This is a genomic window from Streptomyces sp. NPDC021562 (assembly GCF_040640875.1).
GTDB lineage: Bacteria > Actinomycetota > Actinomycetes > Streptomycetales > Streptomycetaceae > Streptomyces.
The window spans coordinates 281,854-298,388 of the sequence record NZ_JBFACN010000003.1 but is presented as its reverse complement, the minus strand read 5'-3'; the positions used below and the strand labels follow the sequence as shown (position 1 = coordinate 298,388).

16 protein-coding genes are annotated in these 16,535 nt (G+C 70.0%); 12 read left to right on the top strand and 4 right to left on the bottom strand.

Annotated features, from left to right (window positions below):
* Positions 1 to 7 precede the first annotated feature (7 nt).
* Together AB0G52_RS06060 and AB0G52_RS06055 are read left to right on the top strand one after the other, a co-directional pair.
* On the top strand, positions 8 to 811 hold the full coding sequence (locus AB0G52_RS06060) for a proline hydroxylase (RefSeq protein WP_361334149.1): 804 nt from the start codon (positions 8 to 10) through the stop codon (positions 809 to 811).
* Between the two features lie 27 nt (positions 812 to 838).
* Positions 839 to 1,675 carry a PhzF family phenazine biosynthesis isomerase gene (locus AB0G52_RS06055; RefSeq protein WP_132890667.1) on the top strand — a complete coding sequence of 279 codons (837 nt, stop codon included), beginning with the start codon at positions 839 to 841 and terminating at the stop codon, positions 1,673 to 1,675.
* Positions 1,676 to 1,711: 36 nt separating this feature from the next.
* On the opposite strand, the gene AB0G52_RS06050 is transcribed toward AB0G52_RS06055, so the two are convergent.
* Positions 1,712 to 2,200, bottom strand: coding sequence for a RidA family protein (locus AB0G52_RS06050; RefSeq protein ID WP_132890666.1), 489 nt, complete (start codon positions 2,198 to 2,200; stop codon positions 1,712 to 1,714).
* 158 nt (positions 2,201 to 2,358) lie between these two features.
* Here AB0G52_RS06050 and AB0G52_RS06045 point away from each other — a divergent pair, with 158 nt between their 5' ends.
* The 7 genes from AB0G52_RS06045 (at position 2,359) to AB0G52_RS06015 (ending at position 10,328) form a co-directional block, all read left to right on the top strand.
* Positions 2,359 to 3,405 (top strand): ABC transporter substrate-binding protein, encoded by a 1,047-nt coding sequence (locus tag AB0G52_RS06045; RefSeq protein WP_132890665.1) that lies wholly within the window; start codon positions 2,359 to 2,361, stop codon positions 3,403 to 3,405.
* Between the two features lie 47 nt (positions 3,406 to 3,452).
* Complete coding sequence (locus AB0G52_RS06040; RefSeq protein WP_132890664.1) at positions 3,453 to 4,289, top strand: siderophore-interacting protein; 837 nt, start codon at positions 3,453 to 3,455, stop codon at positions 4,287 to 4,289.
* An 86-nt stretch (positions 4,290 to 4,375) separates the two neighbouring features.
* Positions 4,376 to 5,818 carry a lysine decarboxylase DesA gene (gene desA / locus AB0G52_RS06035; protein ID WP_361334145.1) on the top strand — a complete coding sequence of 481 codons (1,443 nt, stop codon included), beginning with the start codon at positions 4,376 to 4,378 and terminating at the stop codon, positions 5,816 to 5,818.
* Positions 5,802 to 7,085, top strand: a complete 1,284-nt coding sequence (locus AB0G52_RS06030) for a lysine N(6)-hydroxylase/L-ornithine N(5)-oxygenase family protein (RefSeq protein WP_361334143.1) — start codon at positions 5,802 to 5,804, stop codon at positions 7,083 to 7,085. Before desA ends, AB0G52_RS06030 begins: the two co-directional genes overlap by 17 nt.
* Entirely contained in the window at positions 7,082 to 7,630 is a 549-nt protein-coding gene (locus AB0G52_RS06025) for a GNAT family N-acetyltransferase (RefSeq protein WP_361334140.1), read from the top strand. The genes AB0G52_RS06030 and AB0G52_RS06025 overlap by 4 nt, the downstream gene beginning before the upstream one ends.
* Positions 7,627 to 9,396 carry an IucA/IucC family siderophore biosynthesis protein gene (locus AB0G52_RS06020; protein WP_361334137.1) on the top strand — a complete coding sequence of 590 codons (1,770 nt, stop codon included), beginning with the start codon at positions 7,627 to 7,629 and terminating at the stop codon, positions 9,394 to 9,396. The genes AB0G52_RS06025 and AB0G52_RS06020 overlap by 4 nt, the downstream gene beginning before the upstream one ends.
* Before the next feature lie 44 nt (positions 9,397 to 9,440).
* Positions 9,441 to 10,328 carry a DUF4429 domain-containing protein gene (locus AB0G52_RS06015; RefSeq protein ID WP_361334134.1) on the top strand — a complete coding sequence of 296 codons (888 nt, stop codon included), beginning with the start codon at positions 9,441 to 9,443 and terminating at the stop codon, positions 10,326 to 10,328.
* Positions 10,329 to 10,345: 17 nt separating this feature from the next.
* On the opposite strand, the gene AB0G52_RS06010 is transcribed toward AB0G52_RS06015, so the two are convergent.
* Positions 10,346 to 11,911 carry a metallophosphoesterase family protein gene (locus AB0G52_RS06010; protein ID WP_361334131.1) on the bottom strand — a complete coding sequence of 522 codons (1,566 nt, stop codon included), beginning with the start codon at positions 11,909 to 11,911 and terminating at the stop codon, positions 10,346 to 10,348.
* A gap of 165 nt (positions 11,912 to 12,076) precedes the next feature.
* On the opposite strand from AB0G52_RS06010, the gene AB0G52_RS06005 reads away from it, so the two are divergent.
* The gene (locus AB0G52_RS06005) at positions 12,077 to 12,334 is read left to right on the top strand and encodes a hypothetical protein (protein WP_132890701.1); all 258 of its coding nucleotides are present in this window, start codon (positions 12,077 to 12,079) and stop codon (positions 12,332 to 12,334) included.
* Positions 12,335 to 12,365: 31 nt separating this feature from the next.
* Positions 12,366 to 14,183, top strand: a complete 1,818-nt coding sequence (gene glmS, locus AB0G52_RS06000; protein WP_132890657.1) for a glutamine--fructose-6-phosphate transaminase (isomerizing) — start codon at positions 12,366 to 12,368, stop codon at positions 14,181 to 14,183.
* 203 nt (positions 14,184 to 14,386) lie between these two features.
* Here glmS and AB0G52_RS05995 read toward each other — a convergent pair whose 3' ends face one another.
* Together AB0G52_RS05995 and AB0G52_RS05990 are read right to left on the bottom strand one after the other, a co-directional pair.
* The gene (locus AB0G52_RS05995) at positions 14,387 to 14,953 is read right to left on the bottom strand and encodes a GPR1/FUN34/YaaH family transporter (RefSeq protein ID WP_132890656.1); all 567 of its coding nucleotides are present in this window, start codon (positions 14,951 to 14,953) and stop codon (positions 14,387 to 14,389) included.
* Positions 14,954 to 15,047: 94 nt separating this feature from the next.
* On the bottom strand, positions 15,048 to 15,575 hold the full coding sequence (locus tag AB0G52_RS05990) for a universal stress protein (RefSeq protein ID WP_132890655.1): 528 nt from the start codon (positions 15,573 to 15,575) through the stop codon (positions 15,048 to 15,050).
* A 331-nt stretch (positions 15,576 to 15,906) separates the two neighbouring features.
* Between AB0G52_RS05990 and AB0G52_RS05985 the strand changes: the two genes are divergently transcribed.
* On the top strand, positions 15,907 to 16,218 hold the full coding sequence (locus tag AB0G52_RS05985; protein WP_361334126.1) for a hypothetical protein: 312 nt from the start codon (positions 15,907 to 15,909) through the stop codon (positions 16,216 to 16,218).
* The last annotated feature ends 317 nt before the right edge of the window (positions 16,219 to 16,535 follow it).

Sequence of the window (16,535 nt, the reverse complement as noted above, 5' to 3'; positions counted from 1 at the left end):
GGAGCCGATGAGTTCTGCAGGCCTGCACGATCCGTTCTTCCGTGTCGTCACCGCGCCCGCCTTCTCACGGCAGCACATAGCCGACCTCGCGTCCGGTCGTTGTGCCGTGCTCCGGGTGCCGGAGCTGCTCAGCGAGGCCACCTGCGCACAGCTCGTCGACTGCCTCCTGACGGCGGACTTCGACAGTTACGGCAGGGAACGCGTCCAGCCGGCGGTCATGCGCTTCGGAGTGGGTGTCAGCGACCACCGCACCGAGGGCGGGATCGCGGACACCTACTGGCCGGCCCTGGAGGCGGCCCGTCGGGCCTGGCGGTCGCTGCCGCTGCCCTTCGATCCGCTGGAGGCCGCCCGCCGGGCGCTGACGTCGGACTGGCCGGGCAGGTCGGGCATCGCCCGGCACCGGGGCCGCGAGCTGGGACCGGGCGTGGCACGTGAGGCACCGCAGGGCTTCCTGGTCCACTTCGACGACGCCGTACGCGAGTTCCCCGCCTCGTTGCTGGACGACCCGCCCGTGGCACAGCTGGCCTTCAACCTCTACCTCGCCATGCCGGAGGCCGGCGGTGAAACGGTGGTGTGGCGCCATCGCTGGCATCCCGCCGACGAGGCCTTCCGTCCCCTGAACTCCTACGGCTTCACGGAAGAATGCGTTCAGGGTGCGGAAGAACTGGAAATCAAACCGGCCGTCGGTGAAGCCCTGCTGTTCGACTCCCGTAATTATCACGCCGTACGCCCTGGTAGCCCCGGAAGACGCATCACACTGGGTTTCTCCGTCGGCCTGACGGCGCACGGAGAGTTACTCGCCTGGGGCTGACCTTCGGAATACTGTGACGGGGTGCACATGAACGTCCTTCGCTACGCTGCTTTCACCGCGGACCCCGGCGGCGGCAACCCTGCCGGGGTGGTCCTGGACGCGACCGGACTGAGCGCGGCCGAGATGGCGGAATGCGCCGCGGAGGTCGGCTTTTCCGAAACGGCGTTCGTCACCTCCGACGGCGGGGACGACCTTCGGGTGCGCTACTTCAGTCCGAGAGTCGAAGTGCCGTTCTGCGGTCACGCGACCATCGCCACCGCGGTCGCCCATGCCCGCACACACGGCACGGGCGACCTGACGTTCCACACCCGGGCCGGCCGCATTCCGGTGCGCACGGACGTCGACCCCGGGGGCAACGTCGTCGCCACCCTGACGAGCGTCCCGCCGCGGTGCGTCGACCTGACCGAGCGGCAACGTGACGCCCTGCTGTCAGTGCTGGGCTGGGACCACTCGGAGCTCGACCCCACCCTGCCGGCCCGTGTCGCCTACGCCGGTGCCTGGCACCCGGTGCTGGCGGCCGCCTCCCGCGAGCGGCTGGCCGGGCTCGACTACGACATGGCGCGACTTGCCGACCTGATGAACAGTCACGGCTGGGTGACGGTCGATCTCGTATGGCGCGAGAGTCCCGAGGTCTTCCACGCCCGGAACCCCTTCCCCACCGGAGGAGTTTTCGAGGATCCCGCCACAGGGGCCGCCGCCGCGGCGCTCGGCGGCTATCTCCGGGAGCAGAAACTGGTCACTCCTCCCGCCCGGGTGACCGTGTTCCAGGGGCAGGACATGGGCCGGCCGAGCACCATCACGGTCACCATCCCCCCCGGCCCCGAAGAGGGCGTCGCCGTCACCGGTACCGCGGTACCCATGTGAGCCGCCGGGCCGAGCGGCCCTCAAGCCCTGTCGGAACTATCGGGTGATCTCCATCAGAGTCTCGACCTCGACCGGCGAGTTCAGCGGCAGCACAGCCACTCCCACATCACTACGCGCATGACCGGCGCGCGCCCGGAAGACGGCGTCGTAGAGGTCGCTCGCGCCGTCCAGTACGCGTGACGGTGCGGTGAACCCAGGTGCACACGCGACATATCCCGTCACCTTGATCACCCGGGTCACCCGGTCGATACCGACCGCGGCATGGGCGGCGGCCAGTGCGGTGAGGGCGCACCACCTGCTGAGCTCCTGCGCCTGAGCGACCGAGACCTCTGCTCCCACCCGGCCCTTCATCAGTAGTTCGCCTCCGGACAAGGGCACTTGTCCGGCGACGAAAAGATGATCCCCGCTCACGACAGCCGGTACGTACCGCCCCTTCGGCGCACTCACCGGCGGCAGACGAAGCCCCAGGGAGTCGAGAACCGCCCACAGCGAAGCGCCACCTGACGCCTCCTCAGCACACTGCATGACCGACACCCTAGCGCCGCACGGCCCCCGGGGCGGGCCGGTTCGGAGTCGGCCGGGAACCGGGAGCCGAAAACAGGCTGGACAAGATTTGAGGTTAGGCTAACCTAAGTAGCGAACTGTCCGGCGGTGTTTCCGCATGTTCGAAAGCAGCCACGCCTATGTCCAACGTCAGGGCCGCCCACCTCACCCGTCGTGGCATCCTCGCCGCCGGTGGCGCACTCGGTCTCGGTGCCGTGCTCGCCGCCTGCGGTGACGACGGCAAGAGCGGGGGCTCCTCCGGCGCGGGGGCGACGGCCGCCAAGTCCGGCCCCTGGTCCTTCAAGGACGACCGGGGCACGACCGTGAAGCTGGACCGGGTCCCGGTGAACATCGTCGCGTTCGTCGGGGTCGGCGCCGCGCTCTACGACTACGGCATCGACGTCAAGGGCGTCTTCGGCCCGACGACGACCAAGGACGGCAAGGCCGACGTGCAGGCCGGCGACATGGACGTCAGCAAGCTGACCGTCCTCGGCAACGCGTGGGGCCAGTTCAACGTCGAGAAGTACGCGGCCCTCGCCCCGGACGTCCTCATCACCACGATGTTCGACGGCGCCGGCACCCTCTGGTACGTCCCGGACGAGTCCAAGGACAAGATCGCCAAGCTCGCCCCGAGCGTCGGCATCTCGGCCTACGACCGCCGGCTGACCGTCCCGCTCCAGCGCGTCTGGGCGCTCGCCGAGTCCCTCGGCGCCGACATGACGGCCCGTAAGGTGACGGACGCGAAGAAGCGCTTCGAGGCGGCGTCCGCCCGGCTGCGCGCCGCCGCCAAGGCGCACCCCGAGCTCAAGGTGATGGCCGGTTCCGCCGCCCAGGACCTGTTCTACGTCTCCGGCACCAACCTCTCCGTGGACCTGGAGTACTTCAAGGCCCTCGGGGTGAACTTCGTGGAGCCGCCGGAGTCCGCCAAGAAGCAGGGCGGCGGCTGGTACGAGTCGCTCAGCTGGGAGAACGTCGACAAGTACCCGGCCGACATCATCATGATGGACGACCGCTCGGCGACCATCCAGCCCGCCGACATCACCCAGGCCACCTGGAAGAAGCTCCCCGCGGTCAAGGCCGGACAGGTCATCGCCCGCTCCCCCGAGCCGATCTTCTCCTACGACAAGTGCGTCGCGATGGTCGAGAACCTCGCCAAGGCGCTGGAGACGGCGAAGAAGGTCAGCTGACCCGCCCCAGGCACATCCGGACGACTTCCTGAGTCCCAGGAGCCCCCATGACGACGGCCGTAGCCGCCCCGTTCCGTTTCTTCTCCCTCCAGGTCGCACGGACGAGGCGGCTCGGTCCGTCCCTGGTCCGGGTCACGTTCTCCGGCGCCGACCTGGCGCACTTCCACTCCCACGGGCGCGACCAGTCCCTGTCCCTGTTCCTCCCGGCCGAGGGGCTCACCGAGCCGGTGGTGCCGGTCGAGCTGGGCGACGCGTGGTGGCAGGGCTGGCGCGAACTCCCCGACGACGTACGGGCCGTGATGCGCTCGTACACGCTGCGGGCGCTGCGCCGGGACCCCGACGAGATCGACGTCGACTTCGTGCTGCACGGTGTCGGACCCGACGCCGCCGGTCCCGCCGGGCCCGCCTCCCGGTGGGCCGCCCGGGCCGCCGCCGGTGACCCGGTGATCCTGCTCGGCCCGGCGGTCGCCGACAACCGGGCGATCCGCTTCCGGCCGCCCGAGGACACCGACCTCCTGCTGGTCTGGGGCGACGCGACCGCCGTACCGGCCGCGACCGCCGTCCTGGAGTCGCTGCCGGCCGGCGCCCGGGTCCGCGCCTGGCTGGAGGTGCCGCACGCCGGTGACATCCAGGACGTGGCCACCGCGGCGGACGCGGAGATCACCTGGCTGGCCGGCGGCCGCAGCGCCACGGAGGCGGTCCGCTCGGCACGGCTCCCCGCCCACGCACACCCGTACGCCTGGCTCGCCGGGGAGTCGGGGCGGGTGAAGGAACTGCGCCGGCACCTCGTCGGCGAGCGCGGGATCGACCGGCGCCGGGTCACGTTCGTCGGGTACTGGCGGCGGGGACTGACGGAGGAACAACTCCGGGTGGCCGGAGCATAGCTCCCGGATCACTTAGGTTAGGCTAACCTAAGTTACAATGATCTCCTCGCCCCTCGCACGGACACCCCGCCCCGGAGGACTCCCGCATGCGCTCCCACCTGCTCAATGACCTCACCGCGGAGCAGTACCGCCGCCGCGTGACCGAAGGAGTGGAGCGGGTGGCGGCCAAACTGGCCACCACCACACGTCCGTTCACAGGCGTCACCGTCGACGACCTCGCCCCCCTGATCGACGGCATCGACCTCGACCGGCCGCTGCACGACACCACCGCGGTCCTGGACGAACTGGAGGACGTCTACCTCCGGGACGCGGTCTACTTCCACCACCCCCGCTACCTCGCGCACCTCAACTGCCCGGTGGTGATCCCGGCGGTGCTCGGCGAGGCGGTGCTCTCCGCCGTCAACTCCTCCCTGGACACCTGGGACCAGTCGGCGGGCGGCACCCTGATCGAGCGGAAACTGATCGACTGGACGACCGCCCGCATCGGCCTGGGCGCGAGCGCCGACGGGGTCTTCACCTCCGGCGGCACCCAGTCCAACCTCCAGGCGCTGCTGCTGGCCCGCGAGGAGTCGAAGACCGACTCCCTCGCCCGGCTGCGGATCTTCGCCTCCGAGGCGAGCCACTTCAGCGTGCAGAAGTCCGCGAAACTGCTGGGCCTCGGCCAGGACGCGGTGGTCCCCGTCCCCGTCGGCCACGACAAGCGCATGCGGTCCGTCGCCCTCGCCCGCGAGCTGGAACGCTGTCTCGGAGACGGCCTGGTGCCGATGGCGGTCGTCGCCACCGCGGGCACCACCGACTTCGGCTCCATCGACCCGCTGCCGGAGATCGCCGAGCTGTGCGCGCAGTACGGCGTGTGGATGCACGTCGACGCGGCCTACGGCTGCGGACTGCTCGCCTCCCTGAAGCACCGGGACCGGATCGCCGGCATCGAGCGCGCCGACTCCGTCACCGTCGACTACCACAAGTCCTTCTTCCAGCCGGTGAGTTCGTCGGCCGTGCTGGTCCGGGACGCGACCACCCTGCGGCACGCCACCTACCACGCGGAGTACCTCAACCCGCGCCGGACGGTGCGGGAGCGCATCCCCAACCAGGTCGACAAGTCCCTGCAGACCACCCGCCGCTTCGACGCCCTCAAGCTGTGGATGACCCTGCGCACCATGGGCGCCGACGGCATCGGCGCACTCTTCGACGAGGTCTGCGACCTGGCGGCCGAGGGCTGGCGGCTGCTCGCGGCCGACCCGCGCTACGACGTCGTCGTCGAGCCGTCCCTGTCCACCCTCGTCTTCCGCTACGTCCCGGCCTCCGTCACCGACCCGGCCGAGATCGACCGGGCCAACCTCCACGCCCGCAAGGCCCTGTTCGCCTCCGGTGACGCGGTGGTCGCGGGCACCAAGGTCGGCGGCCGCCACTACCTCAAGTTCACCCTGCTCAACCCCGAGACCACGACCGCCGACATCGCCGCCGTCCTCGATCTGATCGCCGGCCACGCCGAGCAGTACCTGGGAGAGTCCCTTGACCGCGCGTCCTGAACACCCGGCCACCGTCCATGACTTCGTCGGGATCGGACTGGGGCCCTTCAATCTCGGCCTCGCCTGCCTGACCGAGCCGATCGCCGAACTGGACGGCGTCTTCCTGGAGTCGAAGCCCGGCTTCGAGTGGCACGCCGGCATGTTCCTGGACGGCGCCCACCTCCAGACCCCGTTCATGTCGGACCTGGTCACCCTCGCCGACCCGACCTCGCCGTACTCCTTCCTCAACTACCTGAAGGAGAAGGGGCGGCTGTACTCGTTCTACATCCGGGAGAACTTCTACCCGCTGCGGGTGGAGTACAACGACTACTGCCGCTGGGCCGCGGGCAAACTGACCAACGTCCGCTTCGGCAGCACGGTCACCGAGGTCCGGTACGCGGACGCGGACGAGGTGTACGTGGTCACGACGGCCGCCGGTGAGACGTACCGCGCCCGCCGACTGGTCCTCGGCACCGGCACCCCGCCGCACGTCCCGGCCGCCTGCGAGGGCCTCGGCGGTGACTTCGTCCACAACTCGCAGTACCTCGGGCACCGCGAGGCGCTGCGCGCCAAGGAGTCGATCACGCTGGTCGGCAGCGGCCAGTCCGCCGCCGAGATCTACCAGGACCTGCTGAGCGAGATCGACGTCCACGGCTACCGGCTGAACTGGGTGACCCGCTCCCCGCGCTTCTTCCCGCTCGAATACACCAAGCTCACGCTGGAGATGACCAGCCCCGAGTACATCGACTACTACCACGCCCTGCCCGAGGACACCCGCTACCGGCTCACCGCCGAGCAGAAGGGCCTCTTCAAGGGCATCGACGGCGACCTGATCGACGAGATCTTCGACCTGCTCTACCGGAAGAGCCTCGGCGGCCCGGTCCCGACCCGGCTGCTCACCAACTCCTCCCTGAACGCGGCCACGTACGACAACGGCACGTACACGCTGAAGCTGCGGCAGGAGGAACAGGGCAAGGACTACGAGATCGAGACCCAGGGCCTGGTCCTGGCCACCGGCTACCGGTACGCCGAGCCGGAGTTCCTCAGGCCCGTCCGGGACCGGCTGCGCTACGACACGCACGGCAACTTCGACGTGGCCCGCAACTACGCGATCGACGTCACCGGCCAGGGCGTCTTCCTGCAGAACGCCGGCGTCCACACCCACAGCATCACCAGCCCCGACCTGGGCATGGGCCCCTACCGGAACGCGTACATCATCCGCGAGCTGCTCGGCTCCGAGTACTACCCGGTGGAGAAGACGATCGCCTTCCAGGAGTTCTCGATATGAGCACCACCGCCACCCCCGCCTTCACCTTCCGGCCCGTCGACCCCCTGAAGGACGCCGCGCTCCTGCACAGCTGGGTGACGCATCCCAAAGCGGCCTACTGGATGATGCAGGACGCCCGGCCGGCGGACGTCGAACGGGCCTACCTGGAGATCCTGGCCGACGAGCACCACCACGCGCTCCTCGGCGTCGGCGCGGACGGCGAGCCCGCCTTCCTCATGGAGCACTACGACCCGGCCCACCGCGAGCTGGTCGGGCTGTACGAGCCCGAGCCGGGGGACGTCGGGATGCACTTCCTCACCCCCGCCACCGACGCACCCGTGCACGGGTTCACGAAGGCCGTCATCACCGCCGTCGTCGGCCGCCTCTTCGAGGACCCGGCGACCCGCCGGATCGTCGTCGAACCGGACGTGCGCAACACCGCCGTGCACGCGCTGAACGAAGCCGTCGGGTTCGTGCCCGTGCGGGAGATCCAGAAGCCGGAGAAGAAGGCGTTGCTGAGCTACTGCACCCGGGAACGGTTCGAGCGGGCGGTGGCCGCCGTATGAGCCTCACGGACGCGGTCGCCCACCTGTCCCCCGAGCGCTGGGAGCAGGCCAACCGGCTCCTGATACGCAAGGCGCTCGCCGAGTTCGCCCACGAGCGCCTGATCACCCCGGAGGCGGACGGGCCGTCGTACGTCGTCCGCAGCGACGACGGTCTGACGTGCTACCGCTTCACCGCCGTCCGCCGCGCCCTCGACCACTGGCAGGTGGACGCCGACTCCATCGCCCGTACCCGCGACGGCGTCGGACTCCCGCTCGCCGCGCTGGACTTCGTCATCGAGCTGAAGGACTCCCTGGGGCTCAGCGACGAGATCCTGCCGGTCTACCTGGAGGAGATCTCCTCCACCCTCTCCGGCACCTGCTACAAGCTCACCAAGGACCGGGTCCCGGTCGCCGAGCTGGTCCGCGCCGGCTTCCAGGCCATCGAGTCCGGCATGACCGAGGGCCACCCCTGCTTCGTCGCCAACAACGGACGGCTCGGCTTCGGCGTCCACGAGTACCTGGCGTACGCCCCCGAGACCGCGAGCGCGGTCCGGCTGGTGTGGCTGGCGGCGCACAGGTCGCGGGCCGCGTTCACGGCCGGGGCGGGGATCGAGTACGCGTCCTTCGTGCGGGAGGAGCTGGGCGAGGCGACCGTCGAGCGCTTCGACGGCGTGCTGCGCGAGCGGGGGCTGGACCCCGCCGACTACCTCCTCATCCCGGTCCACCCCTGGCAGTGGTGGAACAAGCTCACCGTCACCTTCGCCGCCGAGGTCGCCCGCGGGTACCTGGTCCCCCTGGGCGAGGGCGACGACGAGTACCTGGCCCAGCAGTCCATCCGGACCTTCTTCAACCGCTCCCACCCCGGGAAGCACTACGTCAAGACCGCCCTGTCGGTCCTCAACATGGGCTTCATGCGCGGGCTCTCGGCCGCCTACATGGAGGCGACCCCGGCCATCAACGACTGGCTGGCCGGGGTCGTCGAGAACGACCCGGTGCTGAAGGCCACCGGCCTGTCGATCATCCGGGAGCGGGCGGCCGTCGGCTACCGGCACCTGGAGTACGAGCGGGCGACCGACCGCTACTCGCCGTACCGCAAGATGCTGGCAGCGCTGTGGCGGGAGAGCCCGGTGCCGTCCCTGCGGGAGGGCGAGTCGCTCGCCACGATGGCCTCCCTGCTCCACGTGGACCACGAGGGCGCCTCGTTCGCGGCCGCGCTCGTCGAACGGAGCGGACTGGCCCCGCGGGACTGGCTGCGGGCGTACCTGCGGGCCTACTTCGTCCCGCTGCTGCACAGCTTCTACGCCTACGACCTGGTGTACATGCCGCACGGTGAGAACGTCGTCCTGGTGCTGAAGGACGGGGTGGTCCAGCGGGCGGTGTACAAGGACATCGCCGAGGAGATCGCGGTCATGGACCCGGACGCGGTGCTGCCGCCGGCGGTCGAACGGGTACGCGTCGAGGTCCCCGACGACAGGAAACTCCTGTCGATCTTCACGGACGTCTTCGACTGCTTCTTCCGCTTCCTCGCCGCGAACCTCGCGACCGAGGGCGTCCTGACGGAGGACGACTTCTGGCGGACGGTCGCCGAGGTGACCCGCGCATACCAGCAGTCGGTGCCCGAACTCGCCGACAGGTTCGAGCGGTACGACGTGTTCGCGCCCGAGTTCGCGCTGTCCTGCCTCAACCGGCTCCAGCTGCGCGACAACCGGCAGATGGTGGACCTGACGGACCCGTCGGGCGCCCTTCAGCTGGTCGGCACCCTGAGGAATCCCCTCGCGGGGTTCTGATCCGGGCGGGCGGAGGTCTCCCGGGCCGGTGGAACAATCGGCCCGTGGCGGAAATCATCCAGAAGGAAGGCACGTGGGTCTTCGACGGGGACGCCCTGCGGCTGACTCCCGGGCCGGACAGGAACGTCGGCGTACTGCGCCGGGAGCTGGGTGAGGTCGTCGTGCCGCTGGGGGCGTTGGCCGGGATCTCGGTCGAGCGGGGGCGGCGGTCCGGGCGGCTGAGGCTGCGGCTGCGGGACGGCTGCGATCCGCTGACGTACGCCACCGGGGGCCGGCTCGCCGAGGCCGACGACCCCTACCGGCTGACCGTCGAGCCCGACCGGTACGGGGTCGCCGAGTACGTCACGGACGAGGTGCGCGACGCGCTGCTGCTGCGGGGGGTGCCGAGCACGCCGGTGCGCGAGTACCTGCTGCCGGGGCCGCCGGTGCCGCTGTCGGTCTCCGCCGGGGACGGCACGGCGTCGTTCGACGGGGAGCGGGTGCGCCTGGAGTGGAACTGGAAGACGGAGGACGTCAAGGCCGCCGGGGGTCCGCGCACGCTCGCCCTGGCGGACATCCAGGGCGTGGAGTGGCAGCCCTCGGCCGGTCGCGAGAACGGCTGTCTGCGGTTCCGGGTGGCCGGGGCGGCGGCCCGGGAGCGGGCCAGGTACGACCGGAACGCGGTGGAGCTGTGGGGGTTCAAGCGGGATCCGCTGATGGCGCTGGTCGCGGCGGCGGTGCAGGTTCGGCTGCCGCATCCGTCGGCGGCCGCCGTACCGGAGGCGGCCGCCGTACCGGACGCGTCCGGTGAGCCGGGGGCGTCCGAGGCGTCCGAGGCCGATCACGACGCGTTGCTGCGCCGGTTGCGTGAGCTGGGCGAGCTGCGCCGCACGGGGGTGCTCACGGACGACGAGTTCACGACGGCCAAGCGGGCGGTCCTCAAACGCATGTGAGGACCGCCCGCGGAGCCTTACTTGGCCTTGCGCGCCACCGTGAAGTGGTCGATGCGGTCGCCGGTCTCGGCTATGCCCGACACCTTCAGCCTGGCGTACTGGCCGCGCGGGGCGGGCTCGACGTCCACGCGCAGGAACGAGTAGTTGAGGTAGCGCACCCGCGACCAGGTGACGGTCTCGTTGACCTTGCCGTCCTTGGTGTTGATGAAGGAGGCGACGGAGTCGACCTCGTTCAGGTGGCCCTCGTAGGAGTCGGGGGCGGTGAAGGCGTAGAGGCTGCGGCCGGCCGCGCCCGCGGTGACGTAGACGACGCCCTCGGTCTCGGGGTAGGCGGTCTCGCCGATCGGGAGCTTCTTGACGACGGTGTTGCCCTTGATGACGTCGGTGCGCTCGTACTGGTGGTTGTGGCCGTTGATGACCAGGTCCACCGTGTACTTCTCGAACAGCGGCACCCACTCCTGGCGCACGCCCCCCTCCGAGGCGTGCGCCGTGGAGGTGCAGTAGGCGCAGTGGTGGAAGAACACGACGATGAAGTCGATGTCCTTGGAGGCACGGAACTTCTTCAGCTGCGCCTCGAACCACTTGGTCTGGGTACCGCCCGAGATGCCCAGGTTGGCCGGGATCTCGAAGGAGACGTCGTTCGGGTCGAGCGAGATGATCGCCGTGTTGCCGTGCACGAAGGAGTAGACGCCCGGCAGGTTCTTCTTGTCCGGCCCGTTGTCGGGCAGGGTGAAGCGGGCCTCCTCGCCGCCGTAGCCGTTGGGCGAGTACCAGGCCTCCATGTCGTGGTTGCCGTACGACACCATCCACGGGACGGACTTGGCGACCGACTCGGTCTGGGCGAGGAACTGGTCCCAGGTGCGTGAGTCGAAGCCCGTGTCGGTGGACTTGCCCTGGCCGGCCGGGTCGCCGTAGGCGATGTCACCGGCGTGCAGGTGGAAGCTCGGGTTCTGGCCGAGGATCAGGCTGTCGTTGGCCAGCGCGTGGTAGCTGACGCCCTGGTCGCCGAAGGCCGTGAAGGTGAACGGCTCCTTGCCGCAGGGGGCGGTGGTGAAGGTGCCGATGGTGCTGGCGAACCGCGGGGAGGCCGGGTCGAAGCCGTCGTGGCCGACGCCGTAGTAGTACGTCTTGCCGGGCTTGAGGTGGGTCAGCTTGGCGTGCACGTAGTACTGGGTGTGGTCGCCGCTCGCGCCGATGCCGGCCGGGGTGTAGAGGGAGCGGACCTCGGCCTCGATCTTCACGGAGAGGTGCGCGGCGTGGGTGCCGATCCGGACGAAGGGCCGCTTGACCGGGACCGGGACCTGCCAGGAGATCGTCATCTCGGTGCCGGCGTCGTTGCCGAAGGCGAGGTGGCGGCCGAACGGCGCCACGAAGGCCCCGTCGACGTACGGGGCGGCGGGGGCGGCGGAACGGGTGGGGGCGGCGGCCTGGGCGGTGCCGCCCAGCACGAAGGAACCGCCCGTGACGGCGCCGAGCGTGACGGCGCCGCCTCTGATCATGGAACGCCGGGAGAACTTGGCGCGGAGGTACTCGTGCTGCTCGGCCATGCTCATGCGGTCGGCGAGCTCATCGGGTACGCCCATACGAGGAATGTCCATGGCGTCTGAAAATCGTCTCCACAAGCAACGTGGCGCAAGACACAGGATGGACAGGCTGAGAACAGCACCCCATAAGAGATTCAACAGAGCGTTGCCCGGAATCGGGCAGGATTCTTGCGAAACCGACGCCGGTACTCCAGGATCTACCGGGTGCACGACGAACTTGTTGATCATCTGACGCGGTCCACGCCCCTGAGCCGGGGCGAGGCGCTGCGGGTGATCCAGGACGTGCTCGCCTACTTCGACGAGACGGCCGGCGACTACGTCCGGCGCCGCCACCGCGAACTCCAGGCGGAAGGCCTGGTGAACGCGGAGATCTTCGACCGGATCGCGGCGGACCTGAAGTACCGGGCGGTCGCACCGCCGGAGCTCACCCTCCGGCAGCTGCGCCGGCTCGTCTACGGCTGACCTTCCAGGTTGAGGATCGGAACACCTATATATGTGCGGGATTGTCGGATACATCGGTAAGCGCGACGTCGCTCCCCTTCTCCTCGAAGGTCTGCAGCGGCTGGAGTACCGCGGCTACGACTCGGCGGGCATCGTCGTCACCACGCCCAAGGCCGGCGGCCTGAAGATGGTCAAGGCCAAGGGCCGGGTCCGCGACCTGGAGGCGAAGGTCCCGGCGCGCTTCAAGGGCACCACCGGCATCGCCCACACCCGCTGGGCCACCCACGGCGCCCCCTCCGACGTGAACGCCCACCCGCACATGTCGGCCGACCAGAAGGTCGCCGTCGTCCACAACGGCATCATCGACAACGCGGCCGAGCTGCGCCGCAAGCTGACCGCGGACGGCGTCGAGTTCCTCTCCGAGACCGACACCGAGGTCCTCACCCACCTCATCGCCCGCTCCCAGGCGGAGACCCTGGAGGAGAAGGTCCGCCAGGCGCTGCGCCTGATCGAGGGCACGTACGGCATCGCGGTCATGCACGCCGACTTCCCCGAGCGCATCGTGGTGGCCCGCAACGGCTCCCCGGTCGTCCTCGGCATCGGCGACAAGGAGATGTTCGTCGCCTCCGACATCGCGGCCCTGGTCACCCACACCCGGCAGATAGTGACGCTGGACGACGGCGAGATGGCCACCCTCAAGGCCGACGACTTCCGGACGTACACCACCGAGGGCACCCGGACGACGGCCGAGCCGACCACCGTGGAGTGGGAGGCCGAGTCGTACGACATGGGCGGCCACGACACCTACATGCACAAGGAGATCTTCGAGCAGCCCGAGGCGGTCGACCGGGTGCTGCGCGGCCGGATCGACGACCGCTTCTCCACCGTGCACCTCGGCGGCCTCAACCTGGACGCCCGGGACGCGCGCGCCGTGCGCCGGGTGAAGATCCTCGGCTGCGGCACCTCGTACCACGCGGGCATGATCGGCGCGCAGATGATCGAGGAGCTGGCCCGCATCCCCGCGGACGCCGAGCCGGCCTCCGAGTTCCGCTACCGCAACCCGGTGGTCGACCCCGACACCCTGTACATCGCGGTGTCCCAGTCCGGTGAGACGTACGACGTCCTCGCCGCCGTGCAGGAACTGAAGCGCAAGGGCGCGCGGGTGCTGGGCGTGGTGAACGTGGTGGGCTCGGCGATCGCCCGGGAGGCGGACGGCGGCACGTACGTGCACGCGGGCCCGGAGGTCTGCGTGGTCTCGACGAAGTGCTTCACGAACACGACCGTCGCGTTCGCCCTGCTCGCCCTGCACCTGGGCCGCATCCGCGACCTGTCGGTGCGCGACGGCAAGCGGATCATCGAGGGGCTGCGCAAGCTGCCGGCCCAGATCTCGGAGATCCTCGCCCAGGAGGCGGAGATCGAGCAGCTGGCGAAGGAGTACGCCGAGGCCCGCTCGATGCTCTTCATCGGCCGCGTCCGGGGTTACCCGGTGGCCCGCGAGGCGTCCCTGAAGCTGAAGGAGGTCTCCTACATCCACGCGGAGGCCTACCCGGCGTCCGAGCTGAAGCACGGGCCGCTGGCGCTGATCGAGCCGGCGCTGCCCACGGTGGCGATCGTCCCCGACGACGACCTGCTGGAGAAGAACCGCGCGGCCCTGGAGGAGATCAAGGCCCGCAGCGGCAGGATCCTGGCGGTGGCCCACCAGCACCAGGAGAAGGCCGACCGCACGATCGTCGTCCCGAAGAACGAGGACGAGCTCGACCCGATCCTGATGGGCATCCCCCTCCAGCTCCTCGCCTACCACACGGCGAAGGCGCTGGGCCGCGACATCGACAAGCCGAGGAACCTCGCGAAGTCGGTGACGGTGGAGTAGGACCGTCCGAACGCGCGGGTGCGTGGGGGCTGCTCGCGCAGTTCCCCGCGCCCCTGAAGGGGCGCGGGGAACTGCGCGAGCAGCCCCCACCGGCCCGCGCGGGCCGTACAACCGAACGGACCCCCACGTGGGCCCAATTGCCACGCAGGGGTCCGCTCATTGGATCGCCGGGTCCGCCCAACTCCCCGGCGTCGGCTGCCGTTTCAGCCGTGGGCCGTCACCCCACGCCCGGCAGCCCGCCTCGGCAGCACCGTCGGCCAGTGCGCGAGCGCGGCGGTGGCGGCGTACCAGGCCACCGCCCCCGCGGCCACCGCAACCCAGCCTCCGACCTTGGCAAGTGACGAACTGTCGGCGAAGTTCGCGACGGCGAGCAGCAGCATCGCCAGGAACAGCAGCCCGTACACGCCCTGTCCGAGCTGGTCCCCGCCCGCGAGGGTCAACGACAGGGCCACGAGGGCGAAGAGGAGCAGGAAGAGGCCGGCGCCGTTGGCCGAGGTGTGGTCGGCGGACGAGACGGCCCAGGTGAACCAGAGGGCACCGAGGGCCACATAGCCGGTGCCGCTCACGGTGTCACGGTCGCGGAAGGCCAGCAGGCCGACGAGGAAGAGGGCGACTCCGCCCACGTAGTGGGCGATGGAGACGGCGTCGGACGTGGTGACGTTGTCGATGACGCCGGTGGTGCCGAGGCCGAACGCCAACAGGGTGATTCCCAGGGCGAGTCGGCCGGCCACGGTGGTGGTTCCGCTTCCCGCGGAGACGTCGTTGTCCATGGCGGGCTCCCTTCAAGCTCCGTGCAGTGGTACGCGGTGACCGATATATGCCCTTCACAAGGGCACAAACACCTCTGCACGGCAGAACGGAGCGTTACGGAATGACAACGACGGGTCGCCGGGCCCGTTTGGCGAGCCGCCCGGCGACGGAGCCGAAGATCCGGCCGACGATCCCGTGGGTGGACCCCACGACGATCGCGTCCGCCTCGTACTCCCGCCCCACCTCTTCGAGTTCGTGGCAGATGTCACCGCCGCGCTCGACGAGGATCCAGGGCACCTCCGACAGGTAGTCGGCGCAGGCGAGCTCCAGACCGAGCACCTCGGTGCGGTGGTCCGGCACGTCGACGAAGACGGGTGGCTCGCAGCCGGCCCACACGGTGGTCGGCAGCCGGTTGGCGACGTGGACGATGATCAGCCCGGTGCGGGAGCGGTGTGCCATCCCGATCGCGTAGGCGAGGGCGCGTTCACTGGAGGTGGAGCCGTCGAAGCCGACGACCACCCCGTGCTTGAAGGCGGGATCGCAGGAAGGACGTGACTCTTCCGCCGCCAGCGCGTCGGCCGCCGTGGGGTCGGCGACCGGTCGCTTGCGGTCCGCTGGATCGAAGAATTCGTGACCGGCCATGGCTGTCTCGGCGTTGTGATCCTTATGTATGGGAGGGACGACAGAGTGCGACGGAGCTGTGTCCGGGAAACATCTTCCCAAGCCCATACCCCCAAGGGTACGGCGGCACGCCTCCTCAGCCCAGATCCCGCGCACGCTCCGTAGGGGACCCTCCCCGGAACCGGTTAGGGGTTCCCCGGAGCATGCACGAGCCGCGCCCGTAACGCAATGGTTGCTGCCCCGTACAGGCGGTTTGCGCAGGATTCGGACAGGCCGGACCGCACGTACGGTGACCGTCCGCCCCGCCGCGCGTTGATCACGGCACGAGAGCAGCACGACAGGGAGTACGCCGATGCCCGGACCGCGCCCCGCCACCCGCCGGCCGCGTCCCGCCCCGGACGCCGCGGACGCCGCGGGCGACGTGGTCCGCTGGGCCGTGTTCTCGTGCGTCCTCGTCCCGGTGGTGCTCCTCTGGTACGGCACCTCGCCGGCCGGCGCGGCGGGCACCGCCCTCGGCCTCGCCGCCGTCACCGCCGCGTGCCGGTACCTGCTGCGCCGCTCGGAGCGCGGGAGGCGTGGGCGGCACGGGGCCGCATCCCGGGGAGGCGGACGTCACACCAGGGGCACCGCACCGGACCCCAGGCGCACTACACCGGTCGACTGACCGGTTTTAACACCCTCGAACGCTGCTTTTCAGCCAACTTCCCCACCTCGTGCAAGGGGCGCCCCCACCACCCCCCAACCCCCGTTCCACCTGCACGGAAAGGGTCCGGGAGACCCCGTGCACCCTACGCGGTTTGGCCACTGCCACGAGGCGCACTTCCCTGCACGGCCCGCGAGTGCAACCCTTCGTGATCGAATGCTTCACGCCAAGTTGTCATGTCGACAATCGGCGGCGTGTCGAACTGGTCAACGCGACGCCGCGGGAACCAGTAGATTCGATCTTGACGTCTTACGGCGGGGGACTCGTGCAGGACCAAG